Here is a 22,068-nt window from a genome sequence, read left to right as displayed (position 1 = left end):
GCGACAGTCAACCTATGAGACGAGGCTCATGACGCAGCGATACGACCTGGTCATTGCTGGTGGCGGCCCATCGGGGTCGGCCGCGGCATGGCAGGCCGCGCAGACCGGCGCCAAGGTGTTGGTGCTGGACAAGTCGGAGTTCCCCCGGGACAAGCCCTGCGGGGACGGACTGACCGCCCGCGCGGTGAGCTATCTGCAGAAGATGGGCCTGGCCGACGAGGTCGCCACCTACCACCGGGTGAATCGGGTGACGGTGTTCAGCCCCAGCGCCTGGGAGCTGTCGTTCCCTCGTCGGCCCGGAATGCCCGACCACGGCCACACCGTGAGCCGCACCCACCTGGACACGGTCCTGCTCAAGCACGCCGAGTCCGCGGGTGCCGAGGTGCGCCAAGGCGCCGAGGTCGCCGGACCCGAGTTCGACGCCACCGGGCGCGTGGTGGGCGTGGTGCTCAAGAGCGGTGAAAAGGTGTTCGGCGACGCGGTGATCGCCGCCGACGGCGCCTACTCCCCGATCAAGCGCGCACTCAAGATCGATTCGGAATACAACGGCTATTCGGCGATCGCGATCCGGTCGGAGATGCACGCCAACCGACCGGACTCCGACAGCCTCGACATCTATCTCAAGCTGGTGTTCCAGGGCGATCAGTTGCCGGGTTACGGCTGGGTGTTCCCGATGGGCAACGGGATGTTCAACATCGGCCTGGGCTACGTCAACAGCTACAAGAACTGGCAGTCCATCAATGCCACCCAGTTCCTCGGTGAATTTCTGCGTACCCTTCCGCCGGAGTGGGAATTGCCGCCGATCGAAGAACTCAAGAAGAACAAGAGTGTGCGGGCCTGGCGATTGCCGATGGGCTTCACCGCCTGGCCGCCGTGGCGTCCCGGTGTGCTCTTCACCGGGGACTCGTTGGGCGCGGGCAAGCCGGCCTCGGGTGCGGGCATCTCCAAGGCACTCGAATCCGGCTTGGCCGCCGGTGAATGCGCCATCGCCGCCCTGCAGAACGGCGGCCCCGACGACTTCACCAACTACGCACAGCGGATGGAAGCCGCATGGGGCCGGGAATACCGGCGTGGCCGCTATATGCACAAGTTGATCGGCTATCCGAAACTGGCCGAGGCCGGGGTGAAGCTGATCGACAATGCGGCATTCCGGGACCGGATGCTCAAGGCGCTCTACAAGAAGGCCCAGGGCCCGCAGCACACGGTCAAATAACGTTCGGCGAATGTGCGGCCGCCGCGGAGGACCTCGCGTTCTCGCGGCGGCTTCGCCTTTTGTGGTGTAGCGGCGCCACGTCGAATGCAGTAGACCTGATGGTCGGGTGTCAGAATGTCGGCAGTCGATCGATCGAGGAGACCATGGCAGCATCGGGCCGACGCGTAGGCGCAGAGACGTCGAAAACCAGGGATACGCTTCTCGACTGCGTCGAGAAGATGATGCTCGAAGACGGGTATGCCAGCGTCACCTACCGCGCGTTGGCCACCAAAGCCGGCGTCACACCGAGCCTGGTGCAGTACTACTTTCCAGTTCTGGACGACATCTTCATCGCCGCCATCTCCCGGTACTCGCAACGAAATGTGGAGTACCTGAACAAGATCCTGGCCAAGCGGACCGAGGATCCGCTACGCGCGCTGTGGGAGTACAACTGGGACGAGGCCACGGGCGCGATGATGACCGAGTTCATGGCGCTGGGCAACCACCGCAAATCGATCCAGGCCGAGATCGCCTCGGTGACCGAGAATGCACGCAAGGTCCAGTTGGACGCGCTGATAGCCAAATTCGGCGAAGACGCCCGCCCTTTCGGCAATCTGTCCCTGCCGGCGCTGCAGTTGCTGATCTCGAGCCTGCCCAAGTTCCTCAACCTCGAGAAGGGCATTGGCGTGCAGACCGCACACGCCGAGCTCACCAAGGTTTTCGAGGATTATCTCGACACCATCGAACCCCGCACGACCTCGGCCAAACGGCCATCGTCGCCGAAGCGTCGGACGAAAAAGACCGGTAGCTAGGAACTCCGCGTCGCCCAGAAACCGCTCCACGGCCCTTGACCGCGCCGATTTCCGGGTGCTATACACCCGTATAGGCTGTACATCAGTACAGTGCCGGCCACGGCAGGAAGAGTCCGCGGAATGCCCAAACGTCTGATCTTCACGCTCTTGTTGATGGACGCGATCGGCCATAACTTCCATGGGATCTGGCGCCATCCGGAGGCTCGCAACCGAGAATTCAAGCGCTTCGACCTATGGGTCGAGCTGGCCAAGAAGGCCGAGCAAGCCAAGGTCGACGCGTTCTTCTTCACCGACGTCATGGGCGTTCACGGTGAGTACAACGGTTCGCGTGACGTGATTTTCGAGCAGGCCATGAACGTACCCATCGCCGATTGCACGATGGTGATTCCAGCGATGGCACACGCGACGGACAACCTCGGCTTCCTCTACACGAATTCGGTGATCTCGCATCATCCGTTCGTGTTCGCCCGGGCCGCGTCGACGCTCGACCACTTGACCGGCGGCCGGATCGGCTGGAACATCGTCACCTCCGCCAACGAGAAGGCCTTCCGCAATCTCGGTATGCCGGCCAACCTTTCGCATGAGGAGCGCTACGGCTGGGCCGATGAGTATGTCGACGTCACCTACAAGCTGTGGGAAGGGTCGTGGGATGTCGACGCGATCGTCGACGACCCCGGGCGCGGGGTATACGCCGACCCGTCGAAGGTCCATGACATTCATCACGAGGGCAAGCGGTACAGCGTCGAAGGTTTCAACCTGATGGAGCCCTCCCCGCAGCGCACCCCCCTGCTGGCCCAGGCAGGTGGCTCACCGGCAGGGTTGGAGTTCGCCAGTAAACACGCCGAATTGATGTTCCTCTCGGCGTTCTCCCTAGACACCATCGCCGCACAGGTCAATAGTGTGCGCGAGCTGGCCCGCGCCCGTGGGCGCCGCGACGGCGACATCCTGTTCCTGCAGGGCATGATGTTCGTCATCGGGTCGACCGACGAAGAGGCCTACCGCAAGTGGGGCGAACTCGAAGAATATCGCAGCCCGGAAGCTCAGACAGCCTACTTCTCCAGCCTGAGCGGTACCGACCTGGGCCGCTACGATCCAGCCACACCGCTGGAAGACATCGTCGATGAATTACCCGGCGTCCGTGGGGCTTTCCTCGCTGTGATCAACGCGTGGCCCGAAGGCGTCAAGCCGACGGTGAAGGACTTCCTCACCTCGTTGTCGCTGCCCCAGATGGTCGTCGGTTCACCGGAGACCATCGCGACCCGCCTGATGGAGTACCAGGATGCCGGCGTCGATGGGGTCCAGGTGATGAACGCCCTGATGCCGCAGAGCTACGACGAGTTCTTCGAGCACCTGGTGCCGGTGCTGCAGGACAAGGGACTGATGCAGAAGGAATACCGAACCGGAACGTTGCGAGAAAAGCTCTTCGACGTCCCGGATGCGGGCGTCAATGAACGCCACCCCGCGCACGCTTATCGCGGAATGTTCTGTGATCGATGATGCGGCCAGACTGACATGCAGCTGACATTCGGTCCTGAAATCGAGGATTTCCGAGCACAATTCGTCGCGTTTCTGAATGAACACCTACCCCCGGAGGCCGGTACTGCCGAGCGGATCGGCTCCAGCGCCTACCTGCCTGACTGGGCACGCGACTGGCAGCGCACGATGTTCGACCATGGCTGGCTACAGCCCGGCAACGCCCCGGAGTTCGGTGGCCGCAATGCCGGCATCGTCGAGCAGTACGTGTACTTCCAAGAGCTGGGCAACCGGCGGATCGCGCAGACATTCAATCCGCAAGGCGTCGGGATCATCGCCGCTTCCCTGATCACCTTCGGTACACCAGAACAGCAACGGCGGTGGGCCATCCCGATCCTGCGTGCGGAAATCACCGCGGCCCTCGGCATGAGCGAGCCGGGCGCCGGATCGGACCTGGCTGCCCTGCGTACCCGCGCGGTTCTCGACGGCGATGACTTCGTCGTCAACGGACAGAAGGTCTGGACGTCCGGCGCCCACGATGCCGATGTGATGTTCGTCTTGGTCCGCACTGATCCGGATGCCCCGAAACACAAGGGGATCAGCGCCTTGATGGTTCCCACCGATACCGCGGGAATCACCCGCCGACCGTTTCCGTCGGCCTGCGGCATGGACGACGTCGACTTCAACGAAGTGTTCTTCGTCGATGTCCGGGTTCCGAGGGACAACCTGGTCGGCCCACTCAACGGCGGTTGGACCGTCGCCAACGGATCGCTGGGTCACGAACGAACGTTGTTGTGGCTCAGCTACGCCGAGCGGCTGCAGGAGTTCATCGAGGACTGGCACCCCAGCGATGCCCTCGACCGAGACCACTATGCGCAACTGGTCATGGACCACGAGGCGTTGCGTCTCCTCGGCTCCCAGACGCTCGCGGCAGCCGCCCGCGGTGAAGACGACGGTGGGCGGATCTCGGTGCTGAAACTCCTCGGCTCCGAAACGGCCCAGTCGATCGCCGAAAGGGCGCTCGATTCCGCCGGGGCACCCGGCCTGCTGAACCCTGCGCTGACGAACTATCAGCCCTGGCACCAGGATCACTACACCGGCAGCTGGTTCGACCGCTACCTGCGCAGCTTCGCCGGCACCATCGCGGGTGGCACATCGGAGATCCAGCGCAACGTCATCGCTGCGCGGGTGCTCGGCCTTCCCCGCAGATAGCCCGGGATCACCCTCAAGCGCTCCCCGGCGGCCTTCTGCGATCATCTTGCGCACCAACGCCTTCTGGCTCTTGGCGCTCGATCTCCGGGGAAATCGTGCACCCGGTGCACCACCTCGCGTCAACCGCTAAGGACGGTCGGAAATCAGCGCACCAACCACCTGCCCGACACCGGCCGCGTGTGCTATACATTCGTACAACACATCGATCCCATACGTCCCGAAAGGACCGCATCACGATGACGAACACCGACGACCTCGAGCAGCTCCGCCGGCGGGTGCAGTACCTCGAAGACCGGACCGCGATCTTGGACTGCGTGATGAACCAGTCCCGCGGTCACGACCGTCACGACGCCGAACTGATGGGCAGCGTGTACTTCGAAGACGGCATCGACGAGCACGGACCAACCGTGAAGACCGGTCCGGAATACGGTGAATGGGCTAATGCCGCCCACACCGCGGTGTTCGAGGACCACCTGCACAACATCACCACCCACACCTGCGAGGTCGACGGTGATGTCGCCCATGCCGAGAGCTATGTCATCGGCGCCATGCGCGCCAAGGGCGGCAAGATCGTCTCCCTCATGGGCGGTCGCTACATCGACCGTCTGGAACGTCGGGACGGGGTCTGGAAGATCGCGCTGCGACGGTGCACCATCGAATGGATGATGAACGGTGACTCCTCACTGCTGAACTCCGGCGCCGTGGCCGGCTTCATCAAAGGCGCCTGGGACAAGACCGACGCGTCCTATCACCGCCCGTTGTCCATGGATGGCGCACCGGTCAATCGCTGGTAGTTCGCCATGGAACTCAACGGCAGGGTTGCACTCGTGACCGGCGGCGCGTCGGGCATCGGCCGGGCGTCGGCACAGCGGTTCGCTGCCGAAGGGATGCGGGTCTGCGTGGTGGACATCGACGGCGGGGCGGCCGAGCAGGTCGCCCGGTCGTTCGATGGGTTGGGTTTCGCTTGCGACGTATCCGACCCGGCTCAGGTCCAGGCGGCCTTCACGCGCTGCGCCACCGAACTCGGCGGGTTGGATCTGGCATTCCTCAACGCAGGCATCACGATTCACTGGTCCGGTGACATCGGATCGCTCGATCTGGACCAGTACCGCAGATCGGTCGGCGTGAATCTCGACGGGGTGGTCTACGGTGCGGTGGCCGCCGTCAAGACCATGCGATTGCAGGCGGGCGCCGCCGAGCGGGCCATCCTGGCGACGGCCTCCCTGGCCGGCCTCATGCCCTGGCATCCCGATGCCGTCTACAGCCTCGGCAAGCACGGCGTGGTCGGGTTCATGCGGTCCATCGCACCCAACCTGGCGCCCGAGGGCATCGCAGTGCACACCATCTGCCCGGGGATCACCGAAACCGGGGTGCTGGGAGATCGGCGAAAGCTGGTCGAACGCATCGGGGTTCCGGTGATGGAGCCCGAGACCATCGCCGACGCGGTACTCACCGCGGCCACGGCACCGCCGGAGAGCACCGGATCGTGCTGGGTCGCTCAGCACGGAAAGCCCGCCTGGCCAATGGCTTTCCCCGAAGTCACCGGCGCCGACCTTCGCTTGAACATACCGGTCACCCCGAGGACGAAGATATGACCAGCTACGACTACATCATCGCCGGCGCCGGTTCGGCCGGCTGCGTACTCGCCAACCGACTGTCCGCCGATCCCGCGGTGTCGGTCTTGCTGATCGAGGCCGGCGGCGGTGATCGCAGCCCGATGTTCAGCATCCCGAAGGGCTCGGGACTGGTGTTCGAGAACGAGAAATACACCTGGCAGTACAAGACCATTCCGTTCGGTCCGAACTCACATGTCGAGACCTGGATGCGCGGCAAGCTGCTCGGCGGGTCGAGTTCGGTGAACGGCATGATCTACAACCGCGGCCACCGGGCCGATTACGACGAGCTGGAACGGCTGGGCAATCCCGGTTGGGGCTGGGACAACATCCTGCCGATCTTCAAGTCCTTCGAGGACAACGAATTCGGCCCGTCACCGACCCGTGGCACCGGCGGCCCACTGCACATCTCGGTTCCGCGGGATCCCGACCCGCTGTGCCAGGAGATGCTGGCCGCCGGGGTGAAAGCGGGCCTGACCGAAGTCCAGGACATCAACGAGTCCGACGAGCCGCGAATCGGCTACGCCACCTCGACCATCAAGAACGGTCGCCGGGTCAGTGCATCGCGAGCCTTCCTGAAGCCGGCGATGTCCCGGCCGAACCTCACCGTGCTGACCAATACCTCGGTCGACCGCATTCTGTTCGATTCGGGCCGAGCAGTCGGAGTCCTGACCCGGAACCGCCACGGTAGCACCGAGATCCGAGCCGCCCGTGAGGTGATCGTCTCGTTGGGCAGCCTCAACAGCCCGAAGCTGCTGCAGCTGTCCGGCATCGGCCCCAAGGAAGTCTTGACGGCCGCCGGCGTCCAGGTCTACGTGGACCGCGAACGCGTCGGACGTGGACTGCGAGAACACCGCTGTGCCGCCATGCGGTTTCGGCTCAACGCCGACCTCGGCTACAACCGGCAGCTGTCGGGAAACCTGGCTCAGGCAAAAACCGGTGTCAAGTATCTCGCTACCCGCAGGGGGCCACTGGCCGCGCCGTCATTCGACCTCGTTGCATTCGTCAAGTCCCGGCCCGAGGCCGAGCGCGTCGACGCCCAGTTGATGCTCGGACCGTGGACCATCCCGGCGTACAACACCGGGCAACCGGTCGTGATCGAACGCGCAGCCGGCGCCTCCTGCCTGGGGATGGCGCTGCGCCCCACCGCCGAAGGGCGTTGCGAGATCACCGGATCCGATCCCGACGCACCAGTTCTCATCGATCCCAATTACCTCGGTACCGAGGAGGATCGGCAGACGACGGCCAACCTGCTACGCACCATGCGGGAGATCTTCGGCCAAGAACCCATTGTCGACCGGATCGAGGGCGAAACCTACCCGGGTTCTGGCGCAGTCAGCGACGACGAACTCATCGATGCCGCACTCGACGGCGGTTACAGCGGGTATCACGCGATCGGCACCTGCGCGATGGGACCGCACGACGATGCTGTGGTGGACAGCAGACTGCGGGTGCGTGGCGTGGACGGGTTGCGTGTCGTCGATTGTTCGGCGATGCCGACGATGGTGGCCGGCAACCTCAACGGACCGATGATGGCGATGGCCTGGCGGGCTGCCGACTTCGTCCTGGAAGACCTGTCGTAGCAATCTGACCGGCATCTCACATGATGGCGAATCCGGCGTCGACCGGTAGCGCCACACCGGTGATGTACCGGGCCTTCTCCCCCGCCAGAAAGACGACGGCGTTGGTGACGTCGAGCGGTTCGACGAACGGCACCGGCATCAGATTCCCCGTCATGGCACTGGAATCGGGGTTGGCCTCGAACACCCGGGCCATGTGCTCGTTGAAGATCATCGGAGTGGCCACTCCGGTCGGATGGACGGAGTTCACCCGGATGCTGTGCTGGGCGTAGGCGTAGGCCGCCGAGCGCATCAACCCCACCACACCGTGTTTGGACGCCGCGTAGGCGAATGTTGCTGCGCTACCGTCACCTCCACGGCCCACCAGGCCCTGCATCGAGGAGATCAGGATCATCGAACCGCCAGTGCCGCGGCGGATCATCGACGGTGCGGTGGCCGCGATCGTATTCCAGACACCGCGCAGGTTGGTGTCGACGATGTCGGAATACACCGCTTCGTCCATGGGGTCGTCCAGCCCGATCCCGACCACACCGGCATTGGCCACCACGACGTTGACGTCACCGAACGCGTTGATCCCGGTGTCGATCGCGGCCCGCAGCTCGGTCAGATTGCGGACGTCGGCGACAGCCGTCTCGATTCGGCCGCCGGCCTCGGTGACCAGGCGGGCAGTTTCGTCCAGGTCCTCCTTCGTGGCCAACGGGTCAGGGATGGAGTCGATGTCGGCGCACCGGTCGATGGCGATGATGTCGGCGCCGGCTTCGGCCAGCGCCACGGCGTGGCTGCGGCCCTGCCCGCGCGCCGCCCCGGTGATGACCGCGACCTGGCGATCTGTCGATGTCATAGCTGTTCCTTTCGGTCAGCCGACGATGGCCGGCATGGTGTCCCAGCCACGCACAGTGGAGGTACGGGACCGGCGGGCGCCGGACATGTCGACCTCCCAGGTCGGCCAGCGCTTGAGCACTTCTTCGAGCGCGACACGGCCTTCCAGCCGGGCCAGCGGCGATCCGACGCAGAAGTGCGCACCGCGACCGAAGGTCAAGTGACCACCCGGCTTGCGGTGGATGTCGAATCGGTCGGGCTCGTCGAAATGGCGCTCGTCCCGGTTGGCCGAGGCCAACATCAGCAGCAACGCGCTGCCCGCGGGCACCACCTGATCCTGGAACGTCACATCGTCGGTCGCGACGTAGCGCGCCACATGTGGCCCCGGCGGCTCATAGCGCAGCAATTCCTCGATCGCCGTCGGGATCAGGCCGTGGTTCTCCGCCAATTCCTTTCGCTGGTCGGGATGTTCGGCCAGCACCTTGCCCATCCACCCGAACAGCCGACCGGTGGTCTCCACGCCCGCCCCCGCCACCACGGCCAGGAAGACGATGAGTTCCTGTTTGGCCAACTTGCGGGTGGTGCCGGTCTCGTCCTCGAACTCCACGTTGAGCAGTTCGGTGATCAGATCGTCGGAGGGATTCTTCTCGCGCCATTCGACGTACTCGCCGAACATCTCCCCGGTGAAGTACCGGTCTTTCTCGATCCGCATCGGCTGGCCGGGTTCGTTGCGCAGCACCTGGTTGGCGTGCTCACGTACCGCCGGCTGCTCGGCGTCGGGGATACCGGCGAGCATGCCGATCGTGCGCATCGGCAACTCGGCGCCGAGGTCTGCGACGAAGTCGAAGCGGTCGCCGCCGACCAACGGATCCAGGCACGCCACGCAGAACGCACGGATCTTGTCTTCGATGGCGCGCATCTTCTTCGGCGTGAAGGCCCGCGCCACGATCGCCCGGTGAATCGTGTGCAGCGGCGGATCCTCGTTGATGAAGATCCCCGGCGGCATCACCGGATCGGTGAGGAGGACTTCCAGGATGTCGCCCTTGGCTGAACTGAGCCGGGTGGTGTCTTTCAATGCCGCATCGACATCCGCGTAGCGGCTGATGCCCCAGAAGCCGTGGCGTTCGTTGTAATACACGGGGGCCTCGTCCCGCAGCCGGCGGTAGGTGGGATAGGGATCGATATCGATGTCCACATCCCACGGGTCGTAATAGAGGTCGCTCACAGTCGTTCTCCTCCTGGAAAGTCAGCACGAGTGTAGGACATATGCCATACGCTCGTACAGCAATGTCTTCGCTTGTGTCAGCATCCGCCATCCGCTATACATCTGTATAGCGGATGTGATGGGGCGCACAGGAGGACGAAGCGATGAGCCGAACAGCAGTGGTGACCGGTGGCGGATCAGGGCTGGGCAGGTCCATCGCCATCCGACTCGCCGCCGACGGTAAACACGTTGGGGTTCTTGATCTCAACGCCGAAGCAGCAGGCAAAGTAGCCGCCGAGATCGAAGCGCGCGGCGGTCGTGCTACAGCGCTGGACGTCGACGTATCCGACGAGGATGCCGTCGCGCACGGTTTCGACGTCGTTCGCTCACAACTGGGCCCGGTGGAGATCCTGGTGACCAGCGCGGCCATCTCAGGATTCAGCCGCCTCGACAAGATCACCCTCGAGGAGTGGAACCGGTATCTGGCGGTCAACCTGACCGGAACCTTCTTGAGCATTCGCGCGGCCCTGCCGGACATGGTCGCCGCACAGTGGGGCCGGATCATCACGATCTCCTCGGCCGCCGGCCAGAAAGGCGCGCAAGGCCAGGCCCATTACTCCGCGACGAAAGGCGGCGTCATCGCACTGACCAAGACGGTGGCGCTCGACTATGCCGCAAAGGGCATCACCGCCAACACCGTGCCGCCGTTCGCCATCGAAACGCCGATGCTGCGTGAGCAACAGGCGGCCGGGAAGCTGCCGCCGGACAAGTACCTCAACCAAGCGATCCCGGCCGGAGCGCTCGGCAGTCCCGAGGACGTGGCCGCGGTCTGCTCCTTCCTGGCCGCAGAAGATGCCGGATATGTCACCGGCCAGGTCATCGGCGTCAACGGCGGGGCTGTCACCTAACCCAAACCCATTGGACCCCTACGTTTCCATCAGGAGCCACTGTGAGAGTAGAAGTCGACCCGTCACGCTGCCAGGGCCATACGCTGTGCGCGATGATCGCGCCGGAGATCTTCGAACTCGATGACACCGACGGCCACGCACATGCCGCCGTCGACATTGTTCCCGCCGCGTACCACGAGCAGGTGCACGAGGCGGTGCGCTCCTGCCCGGAGCAGGCCATCCACATCCTCACCACGGAGACCGAACGATGAATGCTCCCACCGACCCGGCAGCGCGCTACCACTTCGACCGGCACGGTCCCGATTACCGGGAGAACTTCCTCGACATCACCCATGAGATGCAACAGCGGTGCCCGATCGCCTGGACGGACACCTACGAGGGACATTGGGTCGCCGCGGGCGGCCCCCAGGTGTTCGAATTGGCCCGCTGTCCGCACGTCTCCAATGACCACGACGTGAACAACGAGCGCCGTGGCTACAAGGGCATCTCCATCCCGACCATGTTGGAGGCGGAGGGCTTTCGCGGCGGCATGTTGGAGATGGACGATCCCGAGCACCGCTTCTACCGCACTGCGCTCAACCCGTACCTGTCCCCCGCCGCCGTCAAACGCTGGATTCCGTTCGTGGACGAGATCGTGCGGGCCTGTATCGACGATCGCATCGAGACCGGACACATCGATTTCGTCGACGACCTGGCCAACGTGGTGCCGGCGGTGCTCACCCTGGCCATGCTCGGTGTGCGGCTGGAGAAGTGGACGATCTACAACGAGCCGGCCCACGCCTCGGTGTACACCCCACCGGACTCCCCCGATGCTGCCCGGGTCCGCGAGCTCTACATGGCGATGGGTATCGACCTGTTCACCAATCTGACTGAGGTTCGGGAGAATCCGCGGCCCGGCATCATCGATGCCCTGGCCAAACTGCGCATCGATGGCGAGGCGCCGCCCGACATCGAGTTGATCGGCATGCTGAATCTGTTGATCGGCGGCGGGTTCGATACCACGACAGCGCTCACTGCCCACGCCCTGGAGTGGCTGTCACACAATCCCGACAAGCGCAGGCAATTGAGCGCTGAGCGTGATGTTCTTCTCGACCGGGCCACCGAGGAGTTCCTGCGCTACTTCACGCCCGCCCCCGGTGATGCCCGCACCGTTTCCGAAGACATCGATTTGGATGGCACCCTGCTTCGTGAAGGTGAGCGGCTCTGGTTGTCTTGGGCGATGGCCAACCGGGATCCCGCACTGTTCGATGATCCAGACCAGCTGGTGATGGATCGAAAGAACAACCGGCACTTCAGCTTCGGCCTCGGCGTACATCGATGCATCGGATCGAACGTGGCCAGGACGGTGTTCAAATCCATGCTGACCGCAGTCCTGGACCGGATGCCCGACTACCAGTGTCTGGCCGAAGGCACTGTGCATTACGACAGCATCGGGGTGATCCAGGGTATGCGTCATCTGCCTGCCAGTTTCACCCCAGGCCCTCGCCTCGGCCCGGGAGTCGAAGAAACCGTCGCCAAACTACAGCGCGTCTGCGACGAGCAAGGACTGGCCCGACCCATCACCGAGTTGAAGACCGCGGCGGAGATCGAACGATGAGCTTGCGCTGAAGATAGTGGTCAGTGTGTGGCTTCGATCTTCAACCTAGAGCCTGTTTACGAAACGAGAGGTCGATTACATGGGCACGAAACGACCCGTCGCCGTCGTCACCGGAGCCAGCCGAGGTGCAGGTGCCGGTATCGCGCATGCGCTGGGAAGCCACGGCTGCACGGTGTACGTCACCGGACGCAGTGAGAACCAAGGCGATTCGGCGCTGGACGGCACCATTCACCACACCGCCGAGTTGGTGACCGCGGCCGGCGGCAAAGGCATCGCGGTGCGCGTGGACCACGGTGACGACGATCAGGTCAAGGCCCTGTTCGACCGGATCGCCGAAGAACAGGGCCGGGTGGACATCCTGGTGAACAACGCCGCGATCATCCGCGACGAGATGATGGGCCGCACCAAGTTCTGGGAGGAACCGCTGAGCGTCCTTGACACGCTCGATGTCGGAGTGCGCAGCAGCTATGCGGCCACCGTGTTGTGTGCACCGCTGATGCTGCCGCAGCGCAATGGACTGGTGGTCTTCACCTCGTCGTCCGGGGCGGTGCACTACGCCTTCGGTCCCGCCTACGGTGTTCCGAAGGCGGGAGTGGACAAGATGGCCGCCGACATGGCGGTGGACTTCCGCGAATTCAACATCGCGGCGGTGTCGATCTGGATGGGTTCCCTTCTGACCCAGCGGGTCCGCGCGATCATCGCCGCCAAACCGGACAAGTTCGGCCATATCCTCGATACCGCTGAAACACCCGAGCTCACCGGCCACGTCATCTGGGCGCTGTTCAACGACCCGGACCTCATGGAGTCCAGTGGCCAGACCCTGATCGGCGCCGAACTGGCGAGCAAATACGGCATCACCGACGAGGATGGACGCCAACCACCGTCCTACCGGACGATGTTCGACGTCCATCCACACCAGCAGTGCCCCCACGTCATGCGATAGTCGGAGGCTCACGAATGCGTATCGGACTGTCCGGCGGAGCCGCATCGGTTGACCGGATGATCAGCCAGGCCCAGCAAGCCGAAGAGGACGGGTTCGCCTCCCTGTGGTACGCCAGCGGGGTCGCCGGCGACCCGTTGGTGGCGATGGCGATGGCGGGCCGCGCCACCCAGACGATCGAGCTGGGAACCGCTGTGCTGCAGACCTATCCGTGCCATCCGCTGTTGCAGGCCAACCGGGTGATCGCGGCCGCCAACGCCATGGGCAGGCCGGGCCTGTGCCTGGGGCTTGGCCCGTCACATGAGCCGATCGTGCGGGATGTGCTCGGCCTGTCCTATGACCACTCGGCCCGCAACACCGCCGACTATCTCAGGATCGTCAGCCCCCTGCTGCGCGGTGAGGATGTCGATGTCGACGGCACCGACTGGAGTGCACACACCGTCGGCCGTGCCGCCCGCCCAGACCATCCCATTCCGCTGCTGTTGTCCGCGCTGTCGCCGCGGATGCTGCGTATCGCAGCGCAGTTCGCCGACGGAGTGGTGCTGTGGATGGCTTCACGCCAGGCACTGGAGTCCCGAATCGCCCCGGCTCTCGCCGCGGCCACTGACGAGTTCGGCCGCCCCAGTCCCCGCATCGTGGCAGGTCTGCCGGTGGCGGTGCACGACGACATCGACGAGGCCAGAGACGCCGTCGCCGCCAACGCGGTCTCCTATGCGGGAATGCGCAACTACGAACAGATCATTCGCGCCGGCGGCGGCACGAGTGCCGCCGACGTCGCCATCGTCGGCTCCGAGTCCGCAGTCCATCGCGAGCTCCAGTCTTTGCTCGACGCCGGCGCCACCGACGTCTGGGCCCAGCCCGTCGCCGTGGGTACGGATCGGGCCGAGCGGTCCGCCTCGGCGCAACGGACCAGGGCGCTGCTCAGCACCCTGGCCCGCGAGGGCTGATTTCTCAGCCCAGCACTGCCGGCATGGTGTCCCAACCCCGCACCGTGACGCCGCGCGCACGGACCGCGTTCTGCTCGTCGATCGTCCAATCCGGCCACCGCTTGAGGATCTCCTCGAGCGCCACCCGGCCCTCCACCCGAGCCAGCGACGCGCCGAGGCAGAAATGTGTTCCACGGCCGAAGCTCACGTGGTTGTTGACGTTGCGGTGGATGTCGAAGCGGTCCGGATCGTCGAATTTGCGTTCGTCGCGGTTGGCCGCTCCCGCAACGAGCTGCAGCGCCGAGCCGACGGGAACCGTAGTTCCGTGGTAGGTCACCTCTTTGGCAACGTAGCGGGTGATGCCGTGCACCGGCGGTTCATACCGCAGCACCTCTTCGATGGCGGCCGGGATCAGCGACGGGTCCGCGACCAATTCCCGGCGCTGATCGGCATGTTCACCCAGTAGCTTGCCGAGCCAGCCAAACAGCCGGCCCACCGTCTCGGTGCCGGCGTTGGCGATCACCCCGAGAAACACCAACAGCTCCTCGGAGCTCAGCTTGCGCTCGATGCCTTCGGTATCGGTGAACTCGACGTTCAACAGCTCGGTCACCAGATCATCGGAGGGATTCCGTTTGCGCCACTCGACGTACTCGCGGAACATGTTGCCGTTGAAATAGTTTTCTTTGCTCACCGGGAGCGGCTCACCCGGATTGTTCCGCAGCCTGCGCCCCGCCACCTTGCGGACGTCACGCTGCAATTCGTCGGGCATGCCGACCAACATCCCGATCACCCGCATCGGCATCTCCGCACCGAGATCCTCGACGAAGTCGAAGCGCTCGGTCAACGGATCCAGGCACTTCGCGCAGAAGTCGCGGACCTGCTCCTCGATGGCCTTCATCTTCCTGGGCGTGAAGGCCCGTGACACCAGCAGCCGATGCACGGTGTGCAGCGGTGGGTCCTCGTTGATGAAGACGCCGAGCGGCATCACCGGCTCGGCTTTGACCACCTCCAGGATGTCACCCTTGGCCGAGCTGAGATTGTCTACATCACGCAGGGCATGTTCGACATCGGCCATTCGGGACAATGCCCAGAAGTCGCGTTTCTCGTTGTAATACAACGGTGATTCGTCACGAAGGCGCTTGTAGACGGGATACGGATCGGCATCGATCTCGACGTCGTACGGGTCGTAATAGAGCGGGCTGGTCACCACCATGCGCGTCGCACTCCTCGGTTGGATCATCGCCGCCGAGGCGGCCAGTGCAGTACGATCGTACAGCACGCCTCGTCGGTCCAAAGGAGAGTCATGGATTTGGGATTCGTCTCGCTGAACACGCCGCGAGACCTCGCACCGGCCACCCTGGGCCCCGAACTGGAGTCCCGCGGCTTCGAATCATTGTGGGTGGGTGAGCATCCGCAGATCCCGCTGGCCGCCGCCGGCCAGTTCCACCCCGCCCTGCTCGCCGCGCAGAAGCAGATCCTCGATCCATTCCTGTCGCTGCTGTCCGCCGCGCAGGTCACCGAGACACTGCGCATCGGGACCGCCGTGACGCTGCCTCTGGAACGCGAATTGTTCACCTTTGCCAAGGAAGTCGCAACGCTCGATCATTTCAGTAAGGGGCGGGTGGTCCTCGGTGTGGGCGTCGGCGCGCGTGCCGAACTCGAAGTTTCAGGCTCGGTGACATGGGCCAACCGCTACCGCGCATTGGCCGACATGGTGGCCGCCCTCACCGCACTGTGGAACGACGAGGAATCTGAACATCATGGCGAGTTCTACGACTTCGACCCCGTGTGGTCGTATCCGAAGCCGAGCCAACGCCCCCGCCCGCCGCTACTGGCTGCGGCCACCGGACCCAAGGCGATTCGGGAATGCCTGGCCTGGGCCGACGGCTGGCTGCCCGGCGATGCCGCGTTCCGCGATGTCGGTGCGGCTCTAGCCGATTTCCGCCGGACGGCCGAAGAAGCCGGACGCGACCCGTCGACCCTGGATCTGACGATTATGGCCTGGGGCAACCCAACTTTGGACACCCTGGCTGGCTACCGCGATCTGGGATTCAACCGAGCAGTGCTGGGCGGTGGCCGCAAGAAGGGCAACGACCCTTCGACCACCCTGGCCTTCCTGGACGACTACGCGGCCATGGTCGACGAGCTCAGCTGAGACGCAAGCGGCGGTGGTGTGCCGTCAACAGCACGCCACCGCCGCATCGGGCTCGAATACTCAACCAGCCGGAACCGGGCGCACTTTCGCGTGGATGAGTTCGATCAGCTGGCCCTCGGGATCACGGACCATGCAGGCGAACCCGCCGCCCGGGTCGGCCACCACGGCGCCACCGGAGGACTGCACCGACGCTTGCGCCTCGGCCATGTCGTCCACCGCGATCGACAGATGGGTGAGGCCCGCGCCAACCATGTTCCGCTGCGGCTCATCTGGGGCGGGATGGCCGGAGAAGGTCAACAACTGCAGCACGAACCCGTCGTTCTGCAGATAGACCGCCTCGAATCCGATCGGCTCGGCCAAGCCGAGCAGACCTGCGGCCATCTTGTCCGGGACCGTCATCCGCTGCACCTCGGTGAATCCGAGCGCCTCGTAGAACTTCTTGACGGTGTCGATGTCGCGGACCCGAAGCCCGACGTGGCTGATGCTCACGCCCATCTCAGACACCCGCCGGCCCGGGGCCACCGTGCATGTACAGCGTCTGCCCGGAGCAGTAGCTGGACGCATCGGAGGCGAAGAACAGGACGCCGTAGCCGATTTCGTCGGGTTCGGCGATCCGTCCCGACCCGTTGGTCTTGCCGATCATGTCGATGTCGAATCCCTGCCGCGCCGCATCGGCCTCCAGGCCCGGAGTCCGGATGGCCCCGCAGGCGATGCAGTTGACCCGGACTCCTTTTCGCGTCCAGGCGGCCGCCATCGACCCGGTGAGGTTGTTCAGCCCGGCCTTGGCGGCGGCATACACGGGTGCCTGCGGCATCGCCAGCAGGCTGGCCCCCGAGGAGATGTTGACGATCGATCCCTTGCCCTGAGCGATCATCGGCTTGGCTGCAGCCCGCGACAGATACCAGGCGCTGGACAGGTTCAGGTCCAGGACCTGGTGCCACTCGTCGTCGGTCCACTTCATCAGGGACTTGGTCTCGCCGCCACCGGCATTGTTCATCAGGACGTCGAGTCGACCGAACTCGGCGAGCGTCGTCTCGACCAGCGCATTGCACTCCTCGGCGTTCGTCACATCGGTTGGTACCGCGAGCGCCCGACGACCAAGCGCCTCGATCTCGGTAGCGGTCTCCTTGAGCGGCTCCGGGCGACGCCCAGCCAGCACCACATCCGCACCGTGTTGGGCCAGCACCAGCGCTGATGCCCTTCCGATTCCGGTTCCGCCACCGGTGATGACGGCGACCTTCCCCTCCATCGAGAACCTATCGCTCACAGCATCGACTCCTATCCACCGCTGTACACACGTCCAAATGCAATACGACCGTACAGCACTTCTCGGCCGAAGGCGAGACGTTCGCAGATACTCGACATCGAGGGCTGTGTCGAGTACACCAATGGAATGCCGGATCCAACCACCGATGTCTGGGAAGTGCTGTCCACCGCTCGGTCCATCCGCCGATTCACCGACGAGCCGGTCGACGACGAGACGCTGAACCGCTGCCTGCAGGCCGCGACGTGGGCGCCCAACGGGGCGAATGCTCAACTGTGGCGCTTCATCGTGCTCGACGCGCCCGAACAACGCGCCGCGGTCGCCGAGGCTGCCCAGATCGCTTTGACCTCAATCGAATCCATCTATGGCATGTCGCGGCCCACCGCCGACGACCAGAGCCGGGCAGCCCGCAACAACCGGGCCACCTATGAGCTTCACGACCGCGCCGGTGAATACACCTCGGTGCTGTTTGTAGCCTTCAAGAACGAGTTCTCCTCGGAGTTTTTGCAGGGTGGATCCATCTACCCCGCGATGCAGAACTTCTACCTGGCCGCGCGGGCCCAGGGACTCGGCGCGTGCATCACCAGTTGGGCGTCCTACGACGGCGACAAGGTGCTACGGAAATCGATCGGTATCCCCGACGAGTGGTTTCTGGCCGGACACATCGTGGTCGGCTGGCCGCGCGGCAAGCATGGGCCGGTTCGCCGCCGGCCACTGTCCGACGTGGTGTTCCGCAATCAGTGGGATCCCCAGCGCGCCGACATCACCTATGGTCGCGGCGCCCGGCCCCGCGGCGGCTCCTAGAACCCCGACCCCGCGAGTCAGCGTCGACCGCGTTTGGCGGGCCCTGGCTTACGGGCGACCTTGCCCGCCGCGGCGCGAGCGGCCTGTTTCGCGAGAGTTTTCTCCCGCGCGGTGCGTTTCGGTGCCGGCTCGGCCTGCCCGCGCGACGAACCGGGCTTGCGGCCCCGCACGATCCCGATGAACTCCTCGACCAGCGTCGCCTGCGGTCCTTCCAGGAAAGCGAGTGCCACCGGACAGGTGGGCGCGTCGGTGATCGGTCGGTAGGTGAGGTCCTTGCGGTGATACAGCCGCGCCAGCGACTGCGGCACGATGAGCGCACCCATTCCGGCAGCGACGAGTTCTACTGCGTCGGAGGTGGTTTCGGGTCGGTGATTCACCGGCACGCCGGGAGCATTCGACCATTCGACGACCTGATCGAGTGGCACCAGCGTCGGCTCGCCGTCGAGTTCCGCGGCAGAGATCTCGTCGACGGCGCACAGAATGTGATCCGTCGGCACCACGGCCACCGTCGTCTCCTCGTAGAGAGGAATAACAGCCAGCCCGGACGTGTCGGACGGCAGCCGGAGCAAGGCCACGTCGACGGTGCCGTCCCGTACGGCATCGGCGGCGTCGGCTGCGGCGATGGCGTGCAACTGCAGCGGCACCTCGGGGTGACGTTGCGCCCAGATCCGCGCCCACTTCGCGGGCGTCCCGCCGGGGACGTACCCGAGGGTCAGGGACGGCAGCGAGGATGAAGCCACGGCCTCAGGCTACCGATAAGCTGGAGGTCATGAGCAGGCCGAACACACAGTCCATGAAACCCGCCACGGCGGCCAAGAAGCTGGACGTGTACTTGCCGGCGACACCTACGGAGTTCCAGGAAAACCCGATCACCCGCGACGAGCTCGCGGCACTGCAGGCCGACCCACCGCAGTGGCTCAAGGACCTCCGCAAGAACGGCCCGCATCCGAAGAATCTCGTGGCCGCCAAGCTCGGTATCTCGATCGCCGGTCTCACCCGCGGCGGTGTCGAAAAAGCACTCACCACCGAGCAGATCGATGCGCTGCTCGAGGAGAAGCCGGAGTGGCTGGTCGCCGAGCGGGAGAGCTACCAGGAAGTGCTGCGTGAGGAGCGGCGCTTGAAGGCGCTTCGCGCGGAACAGGCTCGCAGCTAGACGCCGAATGGCCAGTTATTGCACGGGTTTTCGCGATTCGCGTGCGATAACTAGCCATTCGACGGAGCGACCGCGACGCCGCACAGCGCTCGCCCCGCCGAACTGAGCTGAGAGCGGAGCGGCTTTCGGGATATCACATCGACAAGCCGGGCATCGACAAAACTCTGCACCCTGGATCGGACGAACTGTTTAGAGCGCGTTCCCGAATCGGCGAGCTCATTGAGTGTCAGCACGCCGCGAAGACCGAAAAGGGCAGCCTGCCCGAGCGCGAAGAGGATCGCGCGACCGTCGTCGTCAATGTCAGCGGGAGCGTCGACATGGCGCCCGATGTCGCGGATGCACTGGTGTAGCACAGAGAGTGCTTCCCGACGCTCATCTAGATCAGTCGCAAGGCGGTGCAGCGCCTCGCTGAATATCCCGAGCATCACCTCGACGAACGGCGTCGCATCCCCGCGGTTCAGCGGGTGTTCGACCTCCGTAAACGCACGGTAGTAGCTGTCTTTGTTGTCGAAGATCGTCGCCGACAAGGAGAACCACGAGATCGGCGACAGCAGTTCACCGATATCGAGGGCCATCAAATAGCGCCCCGTCCGGCCGTTGCCATCGTAAAACGGGTGGGCGACTTCGAAGATCAGATGCGCAACGGCAGCCCGGATCAGCCGCGGCACATCCTCATCGCGGCGTTGAGCGAGCATCACGGTCAGCGCGTCATCGATCGCACTTTCCGGCGTCATCCCGACATGAACAACCTTCTGACCCGAGGTGATCGACACCGTGCCGGCGCGAAACCGGGTGCCGTCCGGCTCATCGCCCGGCGCCACCTCGCCTGCGGTCACCGAGTCATACAGGGCCCGGATGTCGTCGAGGGTCTCCGGCGGCGACACCGTGCGGTCGCCAAGGGCCTCATACAGGCGGACCATCTCACGAAATCGACGCTTCTGCGTCAAGCCGTCCTGCAATGATCTCAAGGCATCGGCGATCTCGCGCCGCGTAGACCTGACGTTCTCAATGTCGTTGGTCGCCTGAATCTCCTCGACGATCATCGAGTGCCGGTAGTGAGACTGCGCAACCAGTGGCAGCGACGCCCAGGCGCTCTGCGCACGTGCGTCGAGCATCATGACCCGCTCGGTCAGCACAGATATCCGAGGTGTCGTCATACAGAACATTTGATGCCCACCGAGACGGAAACCCCAGGTCATCGCCGATGGTGACCCCCGACGCGCACGCTCCTCCGCGTCGGCCCCCACCGCGTCGCGCTGATGAAATATCGACTTCAGCGTGCGATACGACACCCTTCGCACCCTCCCAATTGATCTGGATCCACGATCGCATCACTATCGCGCGCAACATCCAGCGCTAATTTATACAGACCGCCATCCATATCAAATAGACATCACAAGCCGTCGCCGTCTTGGCTGCCTTTGGTGACGGTAGGGCGAAAATGATGACTCGATGACGCACTCCGAACCTAACCACCCGCACCCGATGCCTGACACTCCGAACCTGGGGATCGCCACCTTCAACGTCAACGGGATCCGGGCGGCACGCCGTCGCGGCTTCGACGACTGGCTCGCCGAGCGGGGGCTCGATGTGGTGGCCCTGCAAGAGCTGCGCTGCCCAGCCGGAGAGGTCGGCGCGTTCGACGGTTATCACGCGACGATCGATTGCGGCTCGATACCGGGCCGCAACGGCGTCGCGATCCTGACACGCGAAACGCCGTCGTCCGCACGGACCTGGGTCTCGCATCCGCCGCGCACCCGGGGCCTTGGGACCTACGCGCATGAAGGCCGGTACCTCGAGGTCGACCTCGTGGACATTCCCCTCACGGTGGCGTGCCTGTACCTGCCGAAGGGCGGTTTGCCGGCGCACCTTCAGCGGCCAGGCAACATACGCGACACACCTGACGGCGGCGCCAAGTATGACCGGAAGATGCGCTTCCTCGGGGCGTTCGCACGCGAGCTGCGGCGGAACCGTCGGGCGGCGCTCGCGGCGGGCCGCGAGTTCCTGCTGCTCGGCGACCTGAACCTGGCCCATCTTCCGCACGACGTGACCAATTGGCGGCCCGCGCAGAAGATGGAGGGCTTCCTCCCGGAGGAACGCGCCTGGCTGGGCGCACAGATCGGGCCCCGCACGCTCATCGACGTGGTTCGGACGGTGCACGGCGACCGTCCCGGGCCGTTGTCCTGGTGGAGTTGGGCCGGCGAGTCGTTCATCAAGGACGTGGGCTGGCGGATCGATCACCATCTGGCCACGCCGCGGCTCGCGAGGACCGCCGTGTCGGTGACCGTCGACAAGGAACCCACGCCCGGCGCGCGGCTATCCGACCACGCGCCGGTGGTCGTGCAGTATGCCTTTCCCTGAACGCCGAACGGCCAGTTATCACACGCTTTTTCATGTTTTACGTGTCATAACTGGC

The 22,068-nt window shown here is 64.7% G+C and carries 23 protein-coding genes; 16 read left to right on the top strand and 7 right to left on the bottom strand.

Going from position 1 to position 22,068, the window contains the following annotated elements:
• Positions 1–28 precede the first annotated feature (28 nt).
• The 7 genes from A5699_RS17655 (at position 29) to A5699_RS17625 (ending at position 7,885) form a co-directional block, all read left to right on the top strand.
• Entirely contained in the window at positions 29–1,213 is a 1,185-nt protein-coding gene (locus tag A5699_RS17655) for an NAD(P)/FAD-dependent oxidoreductase (protein WP_067771456.1), read from the top strand.
• Between the two features lie 143 nt (positions 1,214–1,356).
• On the top strand, positions 1,357–2,004 hold the full coding sequence (locus tag A5699_RS17650) for a TetR/AcrR family transcriptional regulator (protein WP_067771476.1): 648 nt from the start codon (positions 1,357–1,359) through the stop codon (positions 2,002–2,004).
• Positions 2,005–2,124: 120 nt separating this feature from the next.
• Positions 2,125–3,501 carry an LLM class flavin-dependent oxidoreductase gene (locus tag A5699_RS17645; protein ID WP_067771454.1) on the top strand — a complete coding sequence of 459 codons (1,377 nt, stop codon included), beginning with the start codon at positions 2,125–2,127 and terminating at the stop codon, positions 3,499–3,501.
• 15 nt (positions 3,502–3,516) lie between these two features.
• Positions 3,517–4,689 (top strand): acyl-CoA dehydrogenase family protein, encoded by a 1,173-nt coding sequence (locus A5699_RS17640; RefSeq protein ID WP_067771453.1) that lies wholly within the window; start codon positions 3,517–3,519, stop codon positions 4,687–4,689.
• 236 nt (positions 4,690–4,925) lie between these two features.
• Entirely contained in the window at positions 4,926–5,483 is a 558-nt protein-coding gene (locus A5699_RS17635) for a nuclear transport factor 2 family protein (protein WP_067771451.1), read from the top strand.
• Positions 5,484–5,489: 6 nt separating this feature from the next.
• Positions 5,490–6,284 carry an SDR family oxidoreductase gene (locus A5699_RS17630; protein WP_067771448.1) on the top strand — a complete coding sequence of 265 codons (795 nt, stop codon included), beginning with the start codon at positions 5,490–5,492 and terminating at the stop codon, positions 6,282–6,284.
• The gene (locus A5699_RS17625) at positions 6,281–7,885 is read left to right on the top strand and encodes a GMC family oxidoreductase (RefSeq protein ID WP_067771445.1); all 1,605 of its coding nucleotides are present in this window, start codon (positions 6,281–6,283) and stop codon (positions 7,883–7,885) included. Before A5699_RS17630 ends, A5699_RS17625 begins: the two co-directional genes overlap by 4 nt.
• A gap of 16 nt (positions 7,886–7,901) precedes the next feature.
• On the opposite strand, the gene A5699_RS17620 is transcribed toward A5699_RS17625, so the two are convergent.
• Entirely contained in the window at positions 7,902–8,723 is an 822-nt protein-coding gene (locus A5699_RS17620; RefSeq protein WP_067771443.1) for a mycofactocin-coupled SDR family oxidoreductase, read from the bottom strand.
• A 15-nt stretch (positions 8,724–8,738) separates the two neighbouring features.
• Complete coding sequence (locus tag A5699_RS17615; protein WP_067771442.1) at positions 8,739–9,926, bottom strand: cytochrome P450; 1,188 nt, start codon at positions 9,924–9,926, stop codon at positions 8,739–8,741.
• 143 nt (positions 9,927–10,069) lie between these two features.
• Between A5699_RS17615 and A5699_RS17610 the strand changes: the two genes are divergently transcribed.
• The 5 genes from A5699_RS17610 (at position 10,070) to A5699_RS17590 (ending at position 14,297) form a co-directional block, all read left to right on the top strand.
• Positions 10,070–10,813 (top strand): SDR family NAD(P)-dependent oxidoreductase, encoded by a 744-nt coding sequence (locus A5699_RS17610; protein WP_067771440.1) that lies wholly within the window; start codon positions 10,070–10,072, stop codon positions 10,811–10,813.
• Positions 10,814–10,854: 41 nt separating this feature from the next.
• On the top strand, positions 10,855–11,064 hold the full coding sequence (locus tag A5699_RS17605) for a ferredoxin (RefSeq protein ID WP_067771438.1): 210 nt from the start codon (positions 10,855–10,857) through the stop codon (positions 11,062–11,064).
• Entirely contained in the window at positions 11,061–12,410 is a 1,350-nt protein-coding gene (locus tag A5699_RS17600) for a cytochrome P450 (RefSeq protein ID WP_067771437.1), read from the top strand. The genes A5699_RS17605 and A5699_RS17600 overlap by 4 nt, the downstream gene beginning before the upstream one ends.
• A 79-nt stretch (positions 12,411–12,489) precedes the next feature.
• Positions 12,490–13,353, top strand: a complete 864-nt coding sequence (locus A5699_RS17595; protein WP_067771435.1) for an SDR family NAD(P)-dependent oxidoreductase — start codon at positions 12,490–12,492, stop codon at positions 13,351–13,353.
• 14 nt (positions 13,354–13,367) lie between these two features.
• A complete protein-coding gene (locus A5699_RS17590) occupies positions 13,368–14,297 on the top strand; it encodes a TIGR03564 family F420-dependent LLM class oxidoreductase (RefSeq protein ID WP_067771433.1) in 930 nt (309 codons plus the stop codon).
• 4 nt (positions 14,298–14,301) lie between these two features.
• Here A5699_RS17590 and A5699_RS17585 read toward each other — a convergent pair whose 3' ends face one another.
• Positions 14,302–15,489: a cytochrome P450 gene (locus A5699_RS17585; protein WP_067771474.1), complete on the bottom strand. Its 1,188-nt coding sequence runs from the start codon at positions 15,487–15,489 to the stop codon at positions 14,302–14,304.
• A gap of 90 nt (positions 15,490–15,579) precedes the next feature.
• Here A5699_RS17585 and A5699_RS17580 point away from each other — a divergent pair, with 90 nt between their 5' ends.
• Positions 15,580–16,431 (top strand): TIGR03619 family F420-dependent LLM class oxidoreductase, encoded by an 852-nt coding sequence (locus A5699_RS17580; protein WP_067771425.1) that lies wholly within the window; start codon positions 15,580–15,582, stop codon positions 16,429–16,431.
• Positions 16,432–16,491: 60 nt separating this feature from the next.
• On the opposite strand, the gene A5699_RS17575 is transcribed toward A5699_RS17580, so the two are convergent.
• Both A5699_RS17575 and A5699_RS17570 read right to left on the bottom strand, forming a co-directional pair.
• Positions 16,492–16,920: a VOC family protein gene (locus A5699_RS17575; protein ID WP_067771472.1), complete on the bottom strand. Its 429-nt coding sequence runs from the start codon at positions 16,918–16,920 to the stop codon at positions 16,492–16,494.
• Positions 16,921–16,927: 7 nt separating this feature from the next.
• On the bottom strand, positions 16,928–17,698 hold the full coding sequence (locus A5699_RS17570) for an SDR family NAD(P)-dependent oxidoreductase (protein ID WP_067771424.1): 771 nt from the start codon (positions 17,696–17,698) through the stop codon (positions 16,928–16,930).
• Between the two features lie 126 nt (positions 17,699–17,824).
• On the opposite strand from A5699_RS17570, the gene A5699_RS17565 reads away from it, so the two are divergent.
• Entirely contained in the window at positions 17,825–18,499 is a 675-nt protein-coding gene (locus A5699_RS17565) for a nitroreductase family protein (protein ID WP_067771422.1), read from the top strand.
• A 17-nt stretch (positions 18,500–18,516) separates the two neighbouring features.
• Here A5699_RS17565 and A5699_RS17560 read toward each other — a convergent pair whose 3' ends face one another.
• Complete coding sequence (locus tag A5699_RS17560) at positions 18,517–19,239, bottom strand: LysR family transcriptional regulator substrate-binding protein (protein WP_067771420.1); 723 nt, start codon at positions 19,237–19,239, stop codon at positions 18,517–18,519.
• A 29-nt stretch (positions 19,240–19,268) separates the two neighbouring features.
• Here A5699_RS17560 and A5699_RS17555 point away from each other — a divergent pair, with 29 nt between their 5' ends.
• Positions 19,269–19,652, top strand: a complete 384-nt coding sequence (locus A5699_RS17555) for a DUF5997 family protein (protein WP_082957766.1) — start codon at positions 19,269–19,271, stop codon at positions 19,650–19,652.
• Between the two features lie 50 nt (positions 19,653–19,702).
• On the opposite strand, the gene A5699_RS17550 is transcribed toward A5699_RS17555, so the two are convergent.
• Positions 19,703–20,944 (bottom strand): Fic family protein, encoded by a 1,242-nt coding sequence (locus A5699_RS17550; protein WP_067771416.1) that lies wholly within the window; start codon positions 20,942–20,944, stop codon positions 19,703–19,705.
• Between the two features lie 160 nt (positions 20,945–21,104).
• Between A5699_RS17550 and A5699_RS17545 the strand changes: the two genes are divergently transcribed.
• Positions 21,105–22,013: an exodeoxyribonuclease III gene (locus A5699_RS17545; protein WP_231965752.1), complete on the top strand. Its 909-nt coding sequence runs from the start codon at positions 21,105–21,107 to the stop codon at positions 22,011–22,013.
• Positions 22,014–22,068 lie beyond the last annotated feature (55 nt).

This window comes from Mycobacterium sp. E802 (assembly GCF_001666875.1).
Lineage (GTDB): Bacteria > Actinomycetota > Actinomycetes > Mycobacteriales > Mycobacteriaceae > Mycobacterium.
The sequence above is the reverse complement of the archived record's forward strand: the minus strand, read 5'-3'. Positions and strand labels throughout refer to the sequence as shown.